Origin of the sequence: Metapseudomonas cellulosilytica (assembly GCF_049334135.1) — a bacterium.
Lineage (GTDB): Bacteria > Pseudomonadota > Gammaproteobacteria > Pseudomonadales > Pseudomonadaceae > Metapseudomonas.
On sequence record NZ_JBHZGN010000001.1, the window covers coordinates 60,333 to 75,438 of the forward strand.

Consider the following 15,106-nt stretch of genomic DNA (forward strand, 5'->3'; position numbering starts at 1 on the left):
CAATATCGAGTTCGGCACGTTCCACGCCCTCCGATAGCGCTCGACAACCGAGTAGACATTCAGGGTTTGCTGCCGGCCCACGGTAGGGTGCGCCATGCGCACCGATTGCGGTGTGCTACACCCAACCGCAGGTGCGCGCGGCGCACCCTACCTGGCCAATTTCGAGTTCCCCGCGTTGAAACTCAATTTAGTAGATTTTCACGGGCTGCCCGCAGCAGTCGCTCCTCACTGCACAGAGGCGTCAGTATGGTTCACATGGCTTCGGTCCGGGTTGCGGCAGCAGCCATTCGTGAGCGAGCCGCCCGTCCCGCTAGCCTTTGTCAGCCTTGCCAGCCGCCGCTGCGAACTTGGCCAGGTGCACGTCCAGTCGACGCGGGCGACGGCCATGGTCTTCGGCGCGCTCCTTGCGGCGGATGGCGTTGCGCACCATCAGCGAGCCCAGGTAGCGGATCGGCTCCGGCGGGAAGTAGCCGAGCGGACCCTGTACCAGCGGCGAACGGGTCCAGGGGTTGTCCAGCCCCAGCACCAGCGCCGACAGAATCTGCCCGCCCATGTGGCAGGGACCGACGCCGCTTCCCGAATAACCGAAGCCATAGAAGACATTGTCGCTCTGGCCCAGCCGGCCGAAAAACGGCAACCCGGTGACCGAGCGATCCGAAGGGCCGTTCCAGCTCGCGGCGATGCCGACCTCGGAGAACGCCGGGAAGAATTCGTCCAGGGTGCGGCGCAGAAGCGGCTGGTAAGGGGAAGGCTGGTCGAACACGGGCAGGATGTGCCCGCCATAGGCGAAGGTATTGCCGCCCTTGCCCAGCATGATCCGGCCGTCCGGCGTGTTGTGGTAGTAGTGCACGAAGATGCGTGAATCGAGCACCGTCACGCCGCTGGTGAGGCCGATGCGCTGCAGCAGGTCCGGGCGTGGCTCGGTGATGATCATGTCGCTGGACACGATCGCCACGGTGCGCTCGAACTGCGGGAAGGCGCGCGCCATCCAGGCGTTGATGGCCAACACGACCCGATCGGCGACGACGCGCCCGGAAGGCGTCGACACCACGGCGGGTCTCCCCTCATCCAGCCCAGTCATCGGCGTGCCCTCATACAGGCGGACGCCCAGTTCCAGCGCCACCCGGCGCAGGCCGCGCACCAGCTTGCCCGGCTGCACGCTGGCGGCCGCCGGCGAGAACCAGCCCTCGATGTGCCGGGTCGAACCCGACCTACGCTGCAATTCAGGCAGCGGGCAACGGACGAAGGAGTTGATGCCGTTGCGTTCCAGTGCCGCGATCACGCCATCGGTGGAGCCCTGCTGCGCCCGGTTGGTGGCGGTGTAGAGCGTGCCGTCGAGTCGGTACTCGGCATCCACGCCGTACTTTTTGCAGAAATCGCCGATGGCATAGATGCTCTCCTCCGAAGCCCGGACCAGGCGCACGGCCTCTTCGCGTCCGAACAGCCGTTCGAGGGTGAAGTACTTGGCGGACCAGGACAGCGCGCAGCCTCCATTGCGGCCACTGGCACCCGCGCCGCAGATGTCCGCCTCGACAATGACGACGTCGAGCTCGGGGTTCTGCTCCTTGAGCATGATCGCCGTCCAGAGGCCGGTATAACCGCCGCCGACGATGCAGACATCTGCGCGGGTGTCCTGCGCGAGCGGTGGGCAGGATACCGAGTGTTCTGTCCTGAGGGCCTGGTCGAGCCAGTAGGGTCGCATCGTTTTCATCTCCGTATGGCGGATTCGGGAAGGTCAGGCAGGTCGCGGGAGCCATCAGAACAATTTGGCTTGAATAGCTGAAATCGATTTGTTGTATTTTCAAATAAGTTCAACTTATCCAAACGACACCGCCATGCAGATTTCTCATTCCCAGTTGCGGGCCTTCCATGCCGTGGCAGAGGCCGGCAGCTTCACCCGTGCGGCCGAGCAGCTCTGCCTGTCGCAGCCGGCGGTTTCCGACCAGGTGCGCAAGCTCGAGGAGTACTACGGGGTGATGGTGTTCCATCGGGACAAGCGCTCCGTGCGCCTGACTGAAGTGGGCGAACGGCTGTTCGGCCTCACCCGGCGGCTCTTCGACATCAGCATCGACGCCCACGAACTGCTGATGGACTATCGCGGGCTCACCACCGGCAGCCTGGTCCTCGCGGTGGACGCCCCTGTACACGTGCTGCCTTATGTCGCCCGCTTCTGCGCGCGCTATCCCGGCATCGACGTGCGGATCGAAACGGCCAATACCGACGAAGTCCTGCAACGGCTGTTCAGCCACCGCGCCGACCTGGCCCTGCTGGGGCGCAGCGTGGACGATGAACGCCTGCTCGCCCTGCCGCTGCGCCGCGATCCCATGGTGGCTTTCGTGTCCCTGGAGCACCCCTGGGCGACACGCGAATCCATCCGCCTCGCAGACCTGGACGGCACGCCGCTGGTGATGCGTGAACAGGGGTCGGTGACTCGCCTGACGCTGGAGGAAGAAATGGCGGCGGCGGGCCTTTCGATCAACAAGGCGATCGAGGTCGAAGGGCGTGAAGCCGCATTGGAGGCAGTGGCATACGGCATAGGCGTAGGCGTGATTTCCGCCGCCGAACTGGGCTTCGATTCACGGCTGCGCGCCTTGCCGATCGTCGACTGCCAGCGTCATTTCACCGAGACCCTCGCCTGTCTCCGCGCACAAAGTTCGCGGCGCATTCTCATGACCTTCCTGGACATGATCAACGAGGCCTGAAGGTTGTCGCCCCTGCGATGAGGCGCGGAGTCCGGCCGCCCCCTGGGAGGCAGACTTTTCGTGGGGCGCTTCCTGTCGCCAAGCGGGCCAAGGCCTGCGCTCAGGAGCCGGAGAATAAGCCCTCGCACCGATGCCTTCGCAAGATGTGGTGGAACGAAGCGATACCCATCGATACCGGCCTCAAAAGGCACTTTTTCGATGCTGGAAGGCGGCGTATCGTGAAAGTTCCAGTCCCGTGGAGGTGACGCTATGTTCCAGGTAATACGCAATGGCGAAAACCGCATCGACGTCGACTTTGCCGGCAAGCTCGACAGCAATGACATGCGTGTCGGGCTTGACGAGCTGACCCGGAAATCCGATGGCATCGAGCATGGTCGCATGCTTTATCGAATCGGCGAGTTCGAGCTTCCTACGCTGGGCGCCATGGCCGTTGAAGTGTCGCGGATCCCGCAACTGTTCCGCTTCATTCGGCGGTTCGATCGCATGGCCGTCGTAGCCGACAAGAAATGGGTAAGGACCGTCAGCGAAGTCGAGGGCTCACTGATTCCGGGCCTGACGATCAAGACGTTCGATTCCAGGCAGGTGGCAGAGGCCGAATCCTGGTTGCAGCGTTGAGGAATGAGCCCCGCCCGGCGCGGGGCTTTTTCCAGCCCCCTTCCAATCCGGGAGCGAGGGGCGCAGATTTGGCCTGCATGCGGTCCCATTGAATTCTGGCGATCACCATCGCCCACAGGGATCGCCGCGAGTCGTCTACTTGTTTCCTTATGCCGGAAAGTGCCAGCCGATCGAGCAGCAGACCGTGACCAACACCCCGACCGAACCCCGCACACCGCTCGTTTATATCGTCGACGACGACCAGGATCTGCGCGACTCGCTGGCCTGGCTGCTGGAGTCGGTGAGCATCGCCGCGCAATGCCATGCCGGCGCCGAGGACTTCCTCCGCCATTACGATCCCAAGGTACCGGCTTGCCTGGTGCTGGACGTGCGCATGCCGGAAACCAGCGGCTTCCAGCTGCAGGAAATCCTCAACGATCGCGGCATCACCCTGCCGACCATCTTCGTCTCCGCCCATGGCGACATTCCCATGTCGGTCAAGGCGATGAAGAACGGCGCGATCGACTTCGTCGAGAAGCCCTACAACCCCCAGCAGATGCTCGAGCGCATCCAGGCGGCGCTCAGGAGCGCCGTACAGGTGCATGCTGGCATGGAGCAGCGCAAGCAGCTGCAAGGCAAGCTCAGTCAGCTCACCAGCCGCGAGCGCGAGGTGTTGATGATGGTGGTCGATGGGAAGGCCAGCAAGGTCATCGCCAGGGAACTGAACATCAGCGTCAAGACGGTGGATGTGCACCGCACCAAGATCAAGGACAAGCTGGGCGTCTCCAACATCGCCATGCTGGTGCGCGAAGTGCTCAACCTGACCAGCGAAGACGTCGCTGAGCGCAGCCACAGGCCTTGAAGCCCAATTTTAAGTTTCGTTTAAGCGACCTCCTGTACCTTTGCCACTCGAGTTTCCCCACGGCACGGACCACTGCCCCTGACGCAGCGATGGTTCGGCCGCAGCATCGAGCTCGGGTGGGCGCCATCCCCGGCGAACACCCAGTCCCGCGCCGCACCTCTTGGCCGGGTCGCCCAGCATGGAACGGGCAAACTAAAGGCCGGCCAGCCCAGGATGGGCTGACCGGCCTTTTTTCTGGTTCATCGCGCTTTCCCGGGGCAGTCCGGGATCAAGACCCGCGCCATTGCCAACAGCCGGTGCGCGCGGCACACCCTACCCCGCTACGCCTCTCCCACACTCAACCAGGGCCGTGTAATTTCTGAGCATCCCGGAAGCAGGCTGAGGGTATAAAGCAGTAATCGTCCACCCAGGCGGTGATTGGATCGATTCGGAGGCCGCAAGATGTTCACACCCCAGGACAGCGACTTTCGCAAACTCATCGAGGCGATGCCCTTGTGCATCATCCTGCATGACGCCAGGACCAAGGAGATCCTCTGGGCCAACCCCGCGGCACTCGCTGTGCTGGGCTTCACCCTGGAGGAACTGGTGCCGCTGAAGGCACCGGACATGACCAGCAGCGCGCCCAAATACCGCCGCTCGGTCGGCCTGCGCTGGCTGGAGGGCGCGGCCCGCACCGGACAACGTGCCATCGAATGGTGCTATCGCTCCAAGCAGGGCGTCGAAATCCTCTCCGAGGCGGTCGCCACCCTGGTCCGTCTCGCCGAGCGCGATGTGCTGATGGTGCAGTTCCGCGACATTTCCCGCGAGGAACAGGTCAAGCGCGACCTGAGACGTTTCGAGAGCCGGCTGCGGACCTTCATGCAGGATCTGGCGGAAGGGGTCGCGGTACTGGATGCCGACGGCGCCATCCGCTTCATCAGCGACTCCGGCCTGCGCCTCATCGGCTGCAGCGAGGGGAACCTTTTGGGCCATAGCTTCACCGAGCTGTGCGATGACAAGTCGCGCCAGCGACTGCTGGCCAACCTGGGATGCAAACCGCCCAGCCGCGCCTCCTACAGCGTCCCCTACCGCATTCGCCACGGCGACGGCAGCTGGCACTGGCACCATGCGACATGCCGCTACATCGAGCTGGAGGACGACCTGCGCGGCCATCTGCTGCTGTTCCGCGATGTGACCGAGCAGGTGACCGCCGAAGAGGCGCGCCGGGCCAGCGAACAGAAACTGGAGTACCTGGCCCGGCACAACGCCATGGGCGAAATGGCCGTGGCGATCGCCCACGAACTCAGCCAGCCCCTGGCGGCGACCCGCAATTTCATCGAGGGGGCGCTGCTGCGCCTGGACCGCAACGCCCCGGCCAACGAGCAGGTCGCCTTCGGCCTGAACAGTGCCGTGCGACAGATCGAGCACGCCTCGCTGATCATCAAGAGCGTGCGCGGCTACGTGGTGAAGCTGGAGCAAGCCGAACAGGTCGTCGACCTCAATGAGGTGCTTGCCGAGACCCAGTACTTCATCAGCCTCAAGGGACAACCCTGCCGGGTACGGATCGAGGTCACGCCGGCCAGCATGCCCCTGCTGGTGAGCTGCGAGCCGGTGCTGATCGGCCAGGTCATCCTCAACCTCGCCTTCAATGCCATCGAAGAATTGATGGACCTGCCCCTGGCCCAGCGCAGGCTGCGGATCTACACGGCATTGAGCCGCGACTCGGCGATCCTCTGTGTCGAGGACCGGGGGCGCGGCATCGAGGCCGGACACCAGGAAAAGCTGTTCGACGGCTTCTTTTCCTCCAAGGTCAGCGGCAATGGCATCGGTCTGGCACTGTGCAAGAACATCATTTCCCGCCATCGGGGCGAGATCTGGGCGCAGAACGTCAGCCCCCATGGCGCCATGTTCTGCTTCACGCTGCCACGGGTGGCGGCAAAGGGCACGGTCGCCCCATAGCCGAGCCCTGCCGCACGCAAGTGGCTACTTGTGCGCCCGATATTCCGCCAGCCAGCCGAGCAGCACGCCGAACGGGATGGACACCAGGAGATTGCCCAGCGGGGCGAACGAAAGTTCCGCTGACGCGGTGGCACTGTCCGGCCAGGCGAAGACGCTGAGAAACAGCGCGCAGTCGGCCACGAGCACCAGGCCGACCGCCAGCAAGGGCACCAGCTGCGCCCTGAACGCGGCCAGCAGGAGCACGCAGACGACATAGGGCGTAAAGGCCCAGAACATCAAGGGTGCAGTGAATGCATCCAATCCGTTCGCGGACCCGAAGGTGGCGATGTAGACGTGCAGTGCGGCGCCAAGGCCTGCCAGGGCCAGGGTGCAGGGGTTCATCCATTGCCTCATTCGGGGCCTCGCTAAGGGCTGGCCGTCGCTCCGCTCTGCGCCTGGAGCTCACCCTGGCCAAGCCGGGTGCCTGAGTACCACGTGGCAACGATAGCCAATGATGGCGGTGGCTGCAGAGCTCGGCGCAGGTGCTCGCTCGTCCTTGGCGGCCCTCGATCAGCGAGGCCGGTCGCTCAGCCTTCCACGCGATTGCGCCCCGCCGACTTGGCCCGGTACAGCGCCCGGTCGGCGGCTTCGATCAGCTCAAGCTCACGGCCCTGGGCCTGGGCGCCATGCAGCGTGGCGGCTCCGATACTGACGGTAACCCGCCCCAGGGGGCTGGCACTGTGGGCGATATCCCGGGCGTTGATGCGTTCGACCAGCAGCTCGGCCACGGCAAGGGCGCCGGAAAAATCGGTGTTCGGCAGGATGATCGCCAGCTCTTCACCGCCGTAACGGGCCACCAGGTCCCCGGGACGCTTGACGCACTGCTGCAGTTGCTCGCCGACCTGGCGCAGGCACTCGTCACCGGCGATATGGCCGTAGGTGTCGTTGAAGCCCTTGAAATGATCGATATCGAGAAGCAGCAACGACAGCGGCGCGCCTTCCCGACCGGCCCGCCTCGACTCCAGCTTGAGCATCTCGTCAAAGCAGCGGCGATTGGCCAGACCGGTAAGCGGGTCCTGGGCGGCGAGCACCTCCAGCTGGCGGTTGGCCTGAAGCAGGTCTTCACGGGCATCCACCAGCGACCCCTCCGCCTGGATGCGGCGTTTGATATCGAGGATCAGCAGGCGGCCGATGGTCACGATGATCACCAGCAGGGCGAATACGACCCCGACGATCAGCAGGCTCTGCTGCCGCCAGGTCTGCAACGCCTCTTCCCGCCCCAGCGCCACGGTGGTCACCAGGGGATAGCGCTCGTTGGTGCGGAAGGCGTAGATCCGCTCCGTGCCGTCGAGGCCGGATTTGAAGGATGCCGTGCCGGACTTGGCGCCCGAGTAGTAGCGAAGGAAGTTCTGCGATTTGGAGAAGTCCCGCCCCACGTCCTGCTCGCGGAAGGGATAGCGGACGAGCAACTGCCCGCTGGTGGTGGCCAGGCTGATGGCCCCCTGATCGCCGACGTCGATCTTGCCGAACAGGCGCAGGAAATTCTCGATGCCCAGGGTGATGGAGATGACCCCGCCGAACTCTCCCCGCAGGTCCTGGAACCGCCGGCTGACGGTGATCACCCAGTCGCCGGTGGAACGGCTGCGGATCGGTGGGCCGATGAAGATGTCCTGGGACGGATTATCCCGGTGATGGATGAAGAAGGCTCGGTCAGCGCTGTTCGCGCCCTCGGGGACGCTGCCATTGGACGACATCAGCCAGTCGCCCCGGGCGTCATAGATGACCAGGCCATTGAGCTGGTTCAGCAGGTGCTCCTGGCGGTCCACCAGTTGATGGAGGCGCCGCATGTGCTCAGGCCCGGTGCCCTCGGTCTCCAGGCGCTCGGCCAGCCCCAGGAGCAGCATGGCGCTCTGGGTGACTATGCCCTCGGCGTAGGTATCCAGGGTCTGGGTCAGGTTGAGGTTGTGGGTGGCGATTTCGGCCAGCGTGCGCGCTCGCGCCGACCAGATCTGCCAGGCGGTCGCCAGCGACAGCGACATGCAGACAACGAACAACAGGAGTACGGCAAGGCGAATATCACGTTTCACGTAGGCACCACTCGGAAAGTTCCATTTCCGGACTGCAGGTACCGCCGCGTCATTCGAGCAACTGGTCCACAACCCAGGCTCCCGGTGCGGTCCGTCCTGGACCGGCTGACAGGGATGGGGTGAATTCTAGCTTCCCGATTCGGGAAAGGCATTGGCCGAATTTTCATCCGGCCAGCTCGGATTCACCTCCCATCAGCGCAATACCGGCGAGGCAACGCCGGGGCCTCGATCCGACGCGGCTAGCGCCGCCCCTTCTTCTTGTCCGCCTCCGTTCCCTTGTCGACACTTGCGCAGGGCAGCCTGATCAGTTGGAAGATCAGCCGGTCGAGGGTTCCGCGCAGGCGCCCGACCCAGCCTCGCAGGCCGGTCCGCCTCGGCGTAGCCGCCGAAGTGGAACGAACGGAAATGGTCTTGGCCATGGCGGGACCTCCTGTGGGTCGGCTCGTTGATGGAACCAGCGTGCGCCCGCCGAACCGCCTTCGTATTGACCGGTGGCAAGGGTTCTCCAGGCCCGGCTTGGGCAGTTTGCCGCCCTCTTCCCTCGCTTGACCCCGGTCAAGTCGTGCCTGCCGGTTGGGCGTGAAAATCTGCCGAGGTTCCCCAAATGGAGTTCGCAGCATGTCTACGCAACAGAGTACGCAGCCACTCGCCGCTGTCCCCGCTGCACAGACCGATGAGCACTGGATCGAGCCCCTGGACGACGGCACCCATGTCCTGATCCGACCGCTGCGCCCCGAAGACCGGGCGCGGGAAGTCGAGTTCATCAGCAACCTCTCTCCCGAAACCCGGCATTTCCGCTTCCTGGGCGCCATCAAGGAGGTGAGCCCCGCCCTGCTGGACCACCTGATGGAAGTGGATTACCAGCACAAGATGGCCTTCGTCGCCCTGGTGCACCAGGACGGCAAGCTCATCGAGGTGGGAGTCAGCCGCTACGCCGCCTCGGATGCGGCCGGCCAGTGCGAATGCGCGGTGACGGTGGCCGACGCCTGGCAGGGCCGTGGACTTGGCCGTTCCCTGATGCGTCACCTTATCGACAATGCCCGGCGCAATGGTTTCACGCGGATGTATTCGGTAGACGCCGCAGCCAATGCACAGATGCATGAACTGGCCCGGGAACTGGGGTTCCAGTGCCAGCGGGACCCGCAGGATGCCGCCCAACTGATCCACAGCCTGGCGCTGTGACAAGCGGCGCCGGCCCGGGTGAAGGGCGCTTGCCGGGCCGGCAAGCGGTGGCTGGTCAACATGACCTGGCCCTGGATGGCTGCAACGGGTCGCGCCGCCACCCACCCGATCGGCGGCAGCGGCCTGCTCCAGCGCTGCCCGGCGGCTGAACTACCCTGCATGGTTGCCACCCTTGCATTGCCAGGAGCGACCTCATGCCGAACACCCAGTCCGCCAGCCAGGTGCCCAACCGGTTCGTCGAATGCAATGGCCGCCGCCTCGCCTATCGCATCATCGGCGAGGGCACGCCCATGGTGCTGTGCCTGCGCTTTCGCGGCGTCATGGACTCCTGGGATCCGGCCTTCCTCGACGCGCTCGCGGCACAGGGTTTCAAGATCCATGTCTTCGACTACAGCGGCCTTGGCCTGTCCGGTGGCACGCCCAGCTATGACCCGGCGTCGCTGGCGCGCGACACCATCGAGCTGATCTCCGCGCTGGGGCTGGGCAAGGTCGTGCTCGGCGGCTGGTCACTGGGCGGTATCGCCGCGCAGGTGGTCATGCTGCAGGCGCCGCAGCTGGTCAGCCACCTGGTGCTGCTAGGCACGACACCACCCGGCCAACTGGTGAAGACCGGCGAGGCACTGTTCTACGAACTGGCACGCCGGGAAAATGACTTCGAGGATTTCGTGCAGCTGTTCTTCGAGCCGACATCGTCCGCCAGCCGCGAAGCCGCCATCCGCTCCGCCGAGCGCATGGCCGCGCGCCAGGAAGGCCGCTGCCCGGAGGTACCCCATGAATGGGCGGGCCAGCAGCTGGGGGCTGGCCCGCGCAACCCGATGTTTCCACTGGCAGCGGCGCTGGACGCGCTGCGCACGACAGAGACGCCTGTCCTGCACCTCGGGGGCGACCATGACATTGTCTTCCCGGTGGAGAACTGGCATGCCCTCAGTGGCGCCCTGCCCACCCTGCACCTGGTGACCCTGCCACGCACGGGGCATGGGCCCCACCTGCAGTATCCGCAGGCCAGCGCCGCGCACATCGCCGCGTTTATCGCCGGTTGAGGGAAGCGTCAGGCGCCCGAAACGCCCGGAGCAGCCAGGGTGCCCTGTACCTCCCTGGGAGCCTGTCCGGCGAGGCATTCGGCGAGGATCGAAAGCTCGACCTCGGCAGCATTGAGCTCCGCCGCGCCGGCGACTTCCCAGCGGTCCTTGAGCACCAGCAGGTCCGCTTCCTGTTCGGCTCTCAGGCACCACTGGAAATGGTCATGCCAGTCCCCCAGGGCCGATTGCACGGCCTTCAGGGCGTAGATGGCGTCATTCGGGATCGGCGAGAGCGTTGGATAGGCTTCGTGGGCGTAGCGCATGCGCTTGACCAGCAGGCGCAGGGCGTGGCGGTCGAACGCCGGATCGGCCAGGGCCTCGCGCAAGCGTTGCAACTGCCGTTGCAGGCGAATCCGCACACGCTCGCGGAGTCGTCCCAACTCGCCATCGCGCCCGGCTTCGCGCATTTGCGCGGGCCAGCCATCCAGCACCGTCATGAAGCGCTGTACCGTGACGCTGCTCTCGATGCCGGCATAGCGCGACTCCAGCAGGTGCTTGCGCCGCTCAGCCTGGTCCTGGAAGCCCTGGTGTTCGAGCTCGCCGATCAGCACCTCGAGGTCCCGTACCGGTGTGGTCAGCCGGCCAACGTCAGCTGCCGCCGCATCCAGCGCCCTGGGTGCCTCCAGCCGGCGCATCGGCCGCAGCAGGCTGCGCAGCTTGCGCAGGTTGATTCGCAGATCGTGCAGCGCCTCGTCATCGGTACGGCAGGCAAGGCGTGCATAGGCGTGATGAAGCCCAACTTCCAGTCCCAGTACCTGGGCGACGATCGAATCGATGAATGACATCCCGGCTACCCTTCGAATCCACGTCCGGGGAGCATAGCCAACGAACATGAGAATGATGTTGCATCAGGTCAATGCCGTGGCGACCCGGCATGGACATCGCCATCGCGGTTGTGGCAGCGTCCGGGCGACAGTGCAGACCAGGGAGTCCGGTATGGCCGACAAGAAAGAATCCATTGCCCGTTTCATCCGCGAAGAATTCCCCCAGACCCGGGTCGTGGTCGAAGCCGTGGGTGACCGTGGCGCCACCGTTTCGCAACCGGTGGACGAGTCCGACCTGCGCCCCGGCGGGACCGTTTCCGGGCCGACGCTGATGGCCATCGCCGATGTGGCGCTCTACGTCGCCCTGCTCGGGGAGATCGGCATCGTGCCGCTGGCAGTCACCACCAGCCTGACCATCAACTTCCTGCGCAAGCCCGAGGCGCGCAAGCGCATCATCGGCGAATGCCAGCTGATGAAGGTCGGCAAGACCCTCGCCGTGGGTGAGGTGGCCCTGTATTCGGAAGGCCTGGAAGAGCCGGTGGCCCACGTCGTGGGCACCTACTCGATTCCGCCCGCCCGGCCGCGCTGAACGCCAACCCGCCATCCGGCACTCCAAGGGTGTCCACCGGACGCTTGCCCGGTACAATGCGCGCCTGCCCCAGTGCCGGATGTCATTGCCATGTCTTTACCCAAACACCACCTCGAACTCCTCAGCCCCGCCCGCGACGTCACCATCGCCCGCGAGGCCATCCTGCACGGGGCCGATGCCGTCTACATCGGCGGTCCGAGTTTTGGCGCCCGCCACAACGCCTGCAACGAGGTGGCGGATATCGCCAAGCTGGTCGAGTTCGCCCACCGCTTCCATGTGCGGGTGTTCGTCACCATCAACACCATCCTCCATGACGATGAGCTGGAGCCGGCGCGCAAGCTGATCCACGAGCTCTACGACGCCGGTGTCGATGCGCTGATCGTGCAGGACATGGGCGTCCTCGAACTGGACATTCCGCCTATCGAGCTGCACGCCAGCACCCAGACCGATATCCGTACCCTGGAACGCGCCAGGTTCCTCGACAAGGCCGGCTTTTCCCAGCTGGTCCTGGCCCGCGAGCTCAACCTGAAGCAGATCCGCGCCATCGCCGATGAGACCGACGCGGCCATCGAGTTCTTCATCCACGGTGCCCTCTGCGTGGCCTTCTCCGGGCAGTGCAACATCTCCCACGCCCAGACCGGCCGCAGCGCCAACCGTGGCGACTGTTCCCAGGCCTGCCGCCTGCCCTACACCCTGAAGGACGACCAGGGCCGCGTGGTGGCCTTCGAAAAACACCTGCTGTCGATGAAGGACAACAACCAGAGCGCCAACCTCAGCGCCCTGGTCGACGCCGGCGTGCGCTCCTTCAAGATCGAGGGGCGCTACAAGGATGCGAGCTACGTCAAGAACATCACCGCCTACTACCGCCAGCGCCTGGACGGCATCCTCGAAGGTCGCCCGGACCTCGCCCGCGCCTCCAGCGGCCGCACTGACCACTTCTTTGTGCCGGACCCGGACAAGACCTTCCACCGCGGCAGCACCGACTACTTCGTCAGCGAGCGCAAGATCGACATCGGCGCCTTCGACACGCCGACCTTCACCGGCCTGCCGGTGGGCCAGGTGGAGAAAGTCGGCAAGCGCGACCTGATTGCCGTGACCCATGAGCCGCTCACCAACGGCGATGGCCTCAATGTCCTGGTCAAGCGCGAAGTGGTGGGCTTCCGTGCCAACATCGCCGACCTGAAGGGTGAATTCGAGGAAGACGGCGAGAAGCGCTGGCGCTACCGCGTCGAGCCCAACGAGATGCCGGCCGCCCTCTCCCGCCTGCGCCCGAACCATCCGCTCTCCCGCAACCTGGACCACAACTGGCAACAGGCGTTGCTCAAGACCTCCGCCGAGCGCCGCATAGGGCTCGACTGGAAGGCCAGCCTGCGCGAAGAGCGCCTGGAGCTGACCGCCACCAGCGAAGAAGGAGTGAGCACGACCGTTGGCCTGGACGGCCCCTTCGGCGCGGCGAACAAGCCCGAGCAAGCCCTCGAGCAGCTGCGTGACCTGCTCAGCCAACTGGGCACCACCGCCTATTTCGCCAAGGACATCGAACTGGATGCTCCGCAGGCGTATTTCATTCCCGCCTCCCAGCTCAAGGCCCTGCGCCGCGAAGCCATCGAGGCGCTGACCGAGGCCCGTGTCGCCGCCCACCCGCGCGGTTCGCGCAAGGCGGTCAGCGTGCCGCCGCCGGTCTATCCCGAGGCGCACTTGTCGTTCCTCTACAACGTCTACAACCAGAAGGCCCGGGACTTCTACCACCGCTACGGTGTGCAGTTGATCGACGCCGCCTACGAGGCCCACGAGGAAACCGGCGAGGTGCCGGTGATGATCACCAAGCACTGCCTGCGCTTCTCCTTCAACCTCTGCCCGAAGCAGGCCAAGGGCGTCACCGGCGTGCGCACCAAGGTGGCGCCGATGCAACTGGTGCACGGTGACGAGGTGCTGACCCTCAAGTTCGACTGCAAACCCTGCGAAATGCACGTGGTCGGCAAGATCAAGGGCCATATCCTCGACTTGCCGCAGCCGGGCAGCGCCGCCAGCGGCGGCGTGGTCGGCCAGATCACCCCCGACGACCTGCTCAAGACCATCCGCAATCGCGCCCCGCACTGAGGCCGGTTGCTCCAGGGAGCCCGGGCCAGCATCGGCCACGGGCTTCCCGTGCCGTCACTCCAGCTGGCCCAGAATGCGATAGGCCAGCTTCACCCGCTCCTCGTTCGGGTAGTTCTTGTTGGCCAGCAGCACGATGCCGAGCTTCTTCACCGGCACGAAGGCCACATAGGCGCCGAAGCCATTGGTCGAACCGGTCTTGTTGACCCAGACGGCCTCCTGCGGCGGCGTGGGCGGATTCAGTGCAGTCACCGCCATGCTCTCCAGGGCCATCCGGCTGCTGTTGCCTGCCTGGAGCGTATCCAGCGCCGCGGGGTACGGGTACTGCTCCCAGATCAGGTCCTGGGTCATGGCCCCCAGCTTGTAGTACCCCGTCCGGGTGGCATCGATGGCGCGTTGAAGGTTCGCGTCCACTTCCGCCAGGCCCAGGTTCGCCTCGACGAAGCGCAGCAGGTCCTGGCTGCTGGATTTCACCCCATAGGCCTCGTCGGCCAGTACCGCCGGGTTCAGCCGAACCGGCGCGTCGTCCTTGCTGTATCCCTGCGCGTAGCGCGGCATCGCACTCGCCGGTACCTCGATAAAGGTGTTTCCCATTCCGAGCTTCGGCAGCAGTTCGGTCTCCATGGCCTTGGCGTAGGACAAACCGAGGCGCCTGGCAGTAACCGCGCCGAGCAGGCCAATGCTGGGATTGGCGTAGGTCCTGTGTGTGCCGGGAGCGAACCGGGGCTGCCAGGACCGGTAGTAGTCCATCAGTTGCTGGTCGTTCCTGACCTCATCAGGCAATTGCAGCGGAAAACCGCCTGCGGTGTGGGTGGCCAGGTTGACCAGCGTCACCTGGTCGAGCTTGCTGCCCTTGAGCTCCGGCAGGTAATCGCTGGGGCTGCGGGTCAGGGAGAGCTTGCCGTGGGCTTCGGCGTAAGTGGCCAAGGTTACATTCAGCGTCTTGCTCACAGAGCCGACTTCGAACAACGTATCGCGGGTGATGGCCTGGTGGGTCGCCCTGGACGCAACGCCATAGTTGTAGAAGTACCGCTCACCTTTGACCGTTACCGCAATGGCCAGGCCTGGGATGCCGTACTGCCGCATGACCTCCTCGGCAGCCTGCTGCACGGTGGCATCCATGCGCCCCTGGTCGCCAGTCGCCATGGCATGGCTGCCGAGCGAGGTGGCCAGGGCGAGCAACAGTGACTGTACATGGCGCTTTCCTGCTGGTGGCATCGAGATCGTCCTTTGCTC

At 65.1% G+C, this 15,106-nt stretch carries 14 protein-coding genes; 8 read left to right on the forward strand and 6 right to left on the reverse strand.

Going from position 1 to position 15,106, the window contains the following annotated elements:
* Nucleotides 1-310 precede the first annotated feature (310 nt).
* Nucleotides 311-1,702, reverse strand: coding sequence for an FAD-dependent oxidoreductase (locus ACFW0H_RS00300; RefSeq protein ID WP_422911907.1), 1,392 nt, complete (start codon nucleotides 1,700-1,702; stop codon nucleotides 311-313).
* Nucleotides 1,703-1,835: 133 nt separating this feature from the next.
* On the opposite strand from ACFW0H_RS00300, the gene ACFW0H_RS00305 reads away from it, so the two are divergent.
* The 4 genes from ACFW0H_RS00305 (at nucleotide 1,836) to ACFW0H_RS00320 (ending at nucleotide 6,096) form a co-directional block, all read left to right on the forward strand.
* On the forward strand, nucleotides 1,836-2,702 hold the full coding sequence (locus ACFW0H_RS00305; RefSeq protein ID WP_422911908.1) for a LysR substrate-binding domain-containing protein: 867 nt from the start codon (nucleotides 1,836-1,838) through the stop codon (nucleotides 2,700-2,702).
* Between the two features lie 249 nt (nucleotides 2,703-2,951).
* Nucleotides 2,952-3,317, forward strand: a complete 366-nt coding sequence (locus ACFW0H_RS00310) for a SpoIIAA family protein (protein WP_422911909.1) — start codon at nucleotides 2,952-2,954, stop codon at nucleotides 3,315-3,317.
* Nucleotides 3,318-3,501: 184 nt separating this feature from the next.
* Entirely contained in the window at nucleotides 3,502-4,158 is a 657-nt protein-coding gene (locus tag ACFW0H_RS00315) for a response regulator transcription factor (protein ID WP_422911910.1), read from the forward strand.
* Nucleotides 4,159-4,599: 441 nt separating this feature from the next.
* Nucleotides 4,600-6,096 (forward strand): PAS domain S-box protein, encoded by a 1,497-nt coding sequence (locus ACFW0H_RS00320; protein WP_422911911.1) that lies wholly within the window; start codon nucleotides 4,600-4,602, stop codon nucleotides 6,094-6,096.
* A 24-nt stretch (nucleotides 6,097-6,120) separates the two neighbouring features.
* On the opposite strand, the gene ACFW0H_RS00325 is transcribed toward ACFW0H_RS00320, so the two are convergent.
* The 3 genes from ACFW0H_RS00325 to ACFW0H_RS00335 all read right to left on the reverse strand — a co-directional run bounded on the left by ACFW0H_RS00325 (nucleotide 6,121) and on the right by ACFW0H_RS00335 (nucleotide 8,581).
* Complete coding sequence (locus ACFW0H_RS00325) at nucleotides 6,121-6,477, reverse strand: hypothetical protein (protein WP_422911912.1); 357 nt, start codon at nucleotides 6,475-6,477, stop codon at nucleotides 6,121-6,123.
* A gap of 185 nt (nucleotides 6,478-6,662) precedes the next feature.
* The gene (locus ACFW0H_RS00330; protein WP_422911913.1) at nucleotides 6,663-8,162 is read right to left on the reverse strand and encodes a GGDEF domain-containing protein; all 1,500 of its coding nucleotides are present in this window, start codon (nucleotides 8,160-8,162) and stop codon (nucleotides 6,663-6,665) included.
* Nucleotides 8,163-8,401: 239 nt separating this feature from the next.
* Entirely contained in the window at nucleotides 8,402-8,581 is a 180-nt protein-coding gene (locus ACFW0H_RS00335) for a hypothetical protein (protein WP_422911914.1), read from the reverse strand.
* 199 nt (nucleotides 8,582-8,780) lie between these two features.
* Here ACFW0H_RS00335 and ACFW0H_RS00340 point away from each other — a divergent pair, with 199 nt between their 5' ends.
* Together ACFW0H_RS00340 and ACFW0H_RS00345 are read left to right on the forward strand one after the other, a co-directional pair.
* The gene (locus ACFW0H_RS00340) at nucleotides 8,781-9,344 is read left to right on the forward strand and encodes a GNAT family N-acetyltransferase (protein WP_422911915.1); all 564 of its coding nucleotides are present in this window, start codon (nucleotides 8,781-8,783) and stop codon (nucleotides 9,342-9,344) included.
* A 194-nt stretch (nucleotides 9,345-9,538) separates the two neighbouring features.
* Nucleotides 9,539-10,384, forward strand: a complete 846-nt coding sequence (locus ACFW0H_RS00345) for an alpha/beta fold hydrolase (protein WP_422911916.1) — start codon at nucleotides 9,539-9,541, stop codon at nucleotides 10,382-10,384.
* Between the two features lie 8 nt (nucleotides 10,385-10,392).
* Here the strand turns inward: ACFW0H_RS00345 and ACFW0H_RS00350 are convergent, their stop codons facing one another.
* Complete coding sequence (locus ACFW0H_RS00350; protein ID WP_422911917.1) at nucleotides 10,393-11,208, reverse strand: CHAD domain-containing protein; 816 nt, start codon at nucleotides 11,206-11,208, stop codon at nucleotides 10,393-10,395.
* A 151-nt stretch (nucleotides 11,209-11,359) separates the two neighbouring features.
* Between ACFW0H_RS00350 and ACFW0H_RS00355 the strand changes: the two genes are divergently transcribed.
* Together ACFW0H_RS00355 and ACFW0H_RS00360 are read left to right on the forward strand one after the other, a co-directional pair.
* Complete coding sequence (locus ACFW0H_RS00355) at nucleotides 11,360-11,776, forward strand: PaaI family thioesterase (RefSeq protein ID WP_422911918.1); 417 nt, start codon at nucleotides 11,360-11,362, stop codon at nucleotides 11,774-11,776.
* Nucleotides 11,777-11,866: 90 nt separating this feature from the next.
* Nucleotides 11,867-13,873, forward strand: a complete 2,007-nt coding sequence (locus ACFW0H_RS00360; RefSeq protein WP_422911919.1) for a peptidase U32 family protein — start codon at nucleotides 11,867-11,869, stop codon at nucleotides 13,871-13,873.
* A 54-nt stretch (nucleotides 13,874-13,927) separates the two neighbouring features.
* Here ACFW0H_RS00360 and ampC read toward each other — a convergent pair whose 3' ends face one another.
* Nucleotides 13,928-15,088 carry a class C beta-lactamase gene (ampC, locus tag ACFW0H_RS00365; protein ID WP_422911920.1) on the reverse strand — a complete coding sequence of 387 codons (1,161 nt, stop codon included), beginning with the start codon at nucleotides 15,086-15,088 and terminating at the stop codon, nucleotides 13,928-13,930.
* Nucleotides 15,089-15,106: the final 18 nt, after the last annotated feature.

Coding starts and splice junctions, on each gene's coding strand:
- ACFW0H_RS00335 (WP_422911914.1), bottom strand. CDS start 8,581: ATGGCCAAGACCATTTCCGTTCGTTCCACTTCGGCGGCTACGCCGAGG.
- ACFW0H_RS00320 (WP_422911911.1), top strand. CDS start 4,600: ATGTTCACACCCCAGGACAGCGACTTTCGCAAACTCATCGAGGCGATG.
- ACFW0H_RS00345 (WP_422911916.1), top strand. CDS start 9,539: ATGCCGAACACCCAGTCCGCCAGCCAGGTGCCCAACCGGTTCGTCGAA.
- ACFW0H_RS00325 (WP_422911912.1), bottom strand. CDS start 6,477: ATGAACCCCTGCACCCTGGCCCTGGCAGGCCTTGGCGCCGCACTGCAC.
- ACFW0H_RS00340 (WP_422911915.1), top strand. CDS start 8,781: ATGTCTACGCAACAGAGTACGCAGCCACTCGCCGCTGTCCCCGCTGCA.
- ACFW0H_RS00310 (WP_422911909.1), top strand. CDS start 2,952: ATGTTCCAGGTAATACGCAATGGCGAAAACCGCATCGACGTCGACTTT.
- ACFW0H_RS00305 (WP_422911908.1), top strand. CDS start 1,836: ATGCAGATTTCTCATTCCCAGTTGCGGGCCTTCCATGCCGTGGCAGAG.
- ACFW0H_RS00300 (WP_422911907.1), bottom strand. CDS start 1,702: ATGCGACCCTACTGGCTCGACCAGGCCCTCAGGACAGAACACTCGGTA.
- ACFW0H_RS00355 (WP_422911918.1), top strand. CDS start 11,360: ATGGCCGACAAGAAAGAATCCATTGCCCGTTTCATCCGCGAAGAATTC.
- ACFW0H_RS00350 (WP_422911917.1), bottom strand. CDS start 11,208: ATGTCATTCATCGATTCGATCGTCGCCCAGGTACTGGGACTGGAAGTT.
- ampC (WP_422911920.1), bottom strand. CDS start 15,088: ATGCCACCAGCAGGAAAGCGCCATGTACAGTCACTGTTGCTCGCCCTG.
- ACFW0H_RS00360 (WP_422911919.1), top strand. CDS start 11,867: ATGTCTTTACCCAAACACCACCTCGAACTCCTCAGCCCCGCCCGCGAC.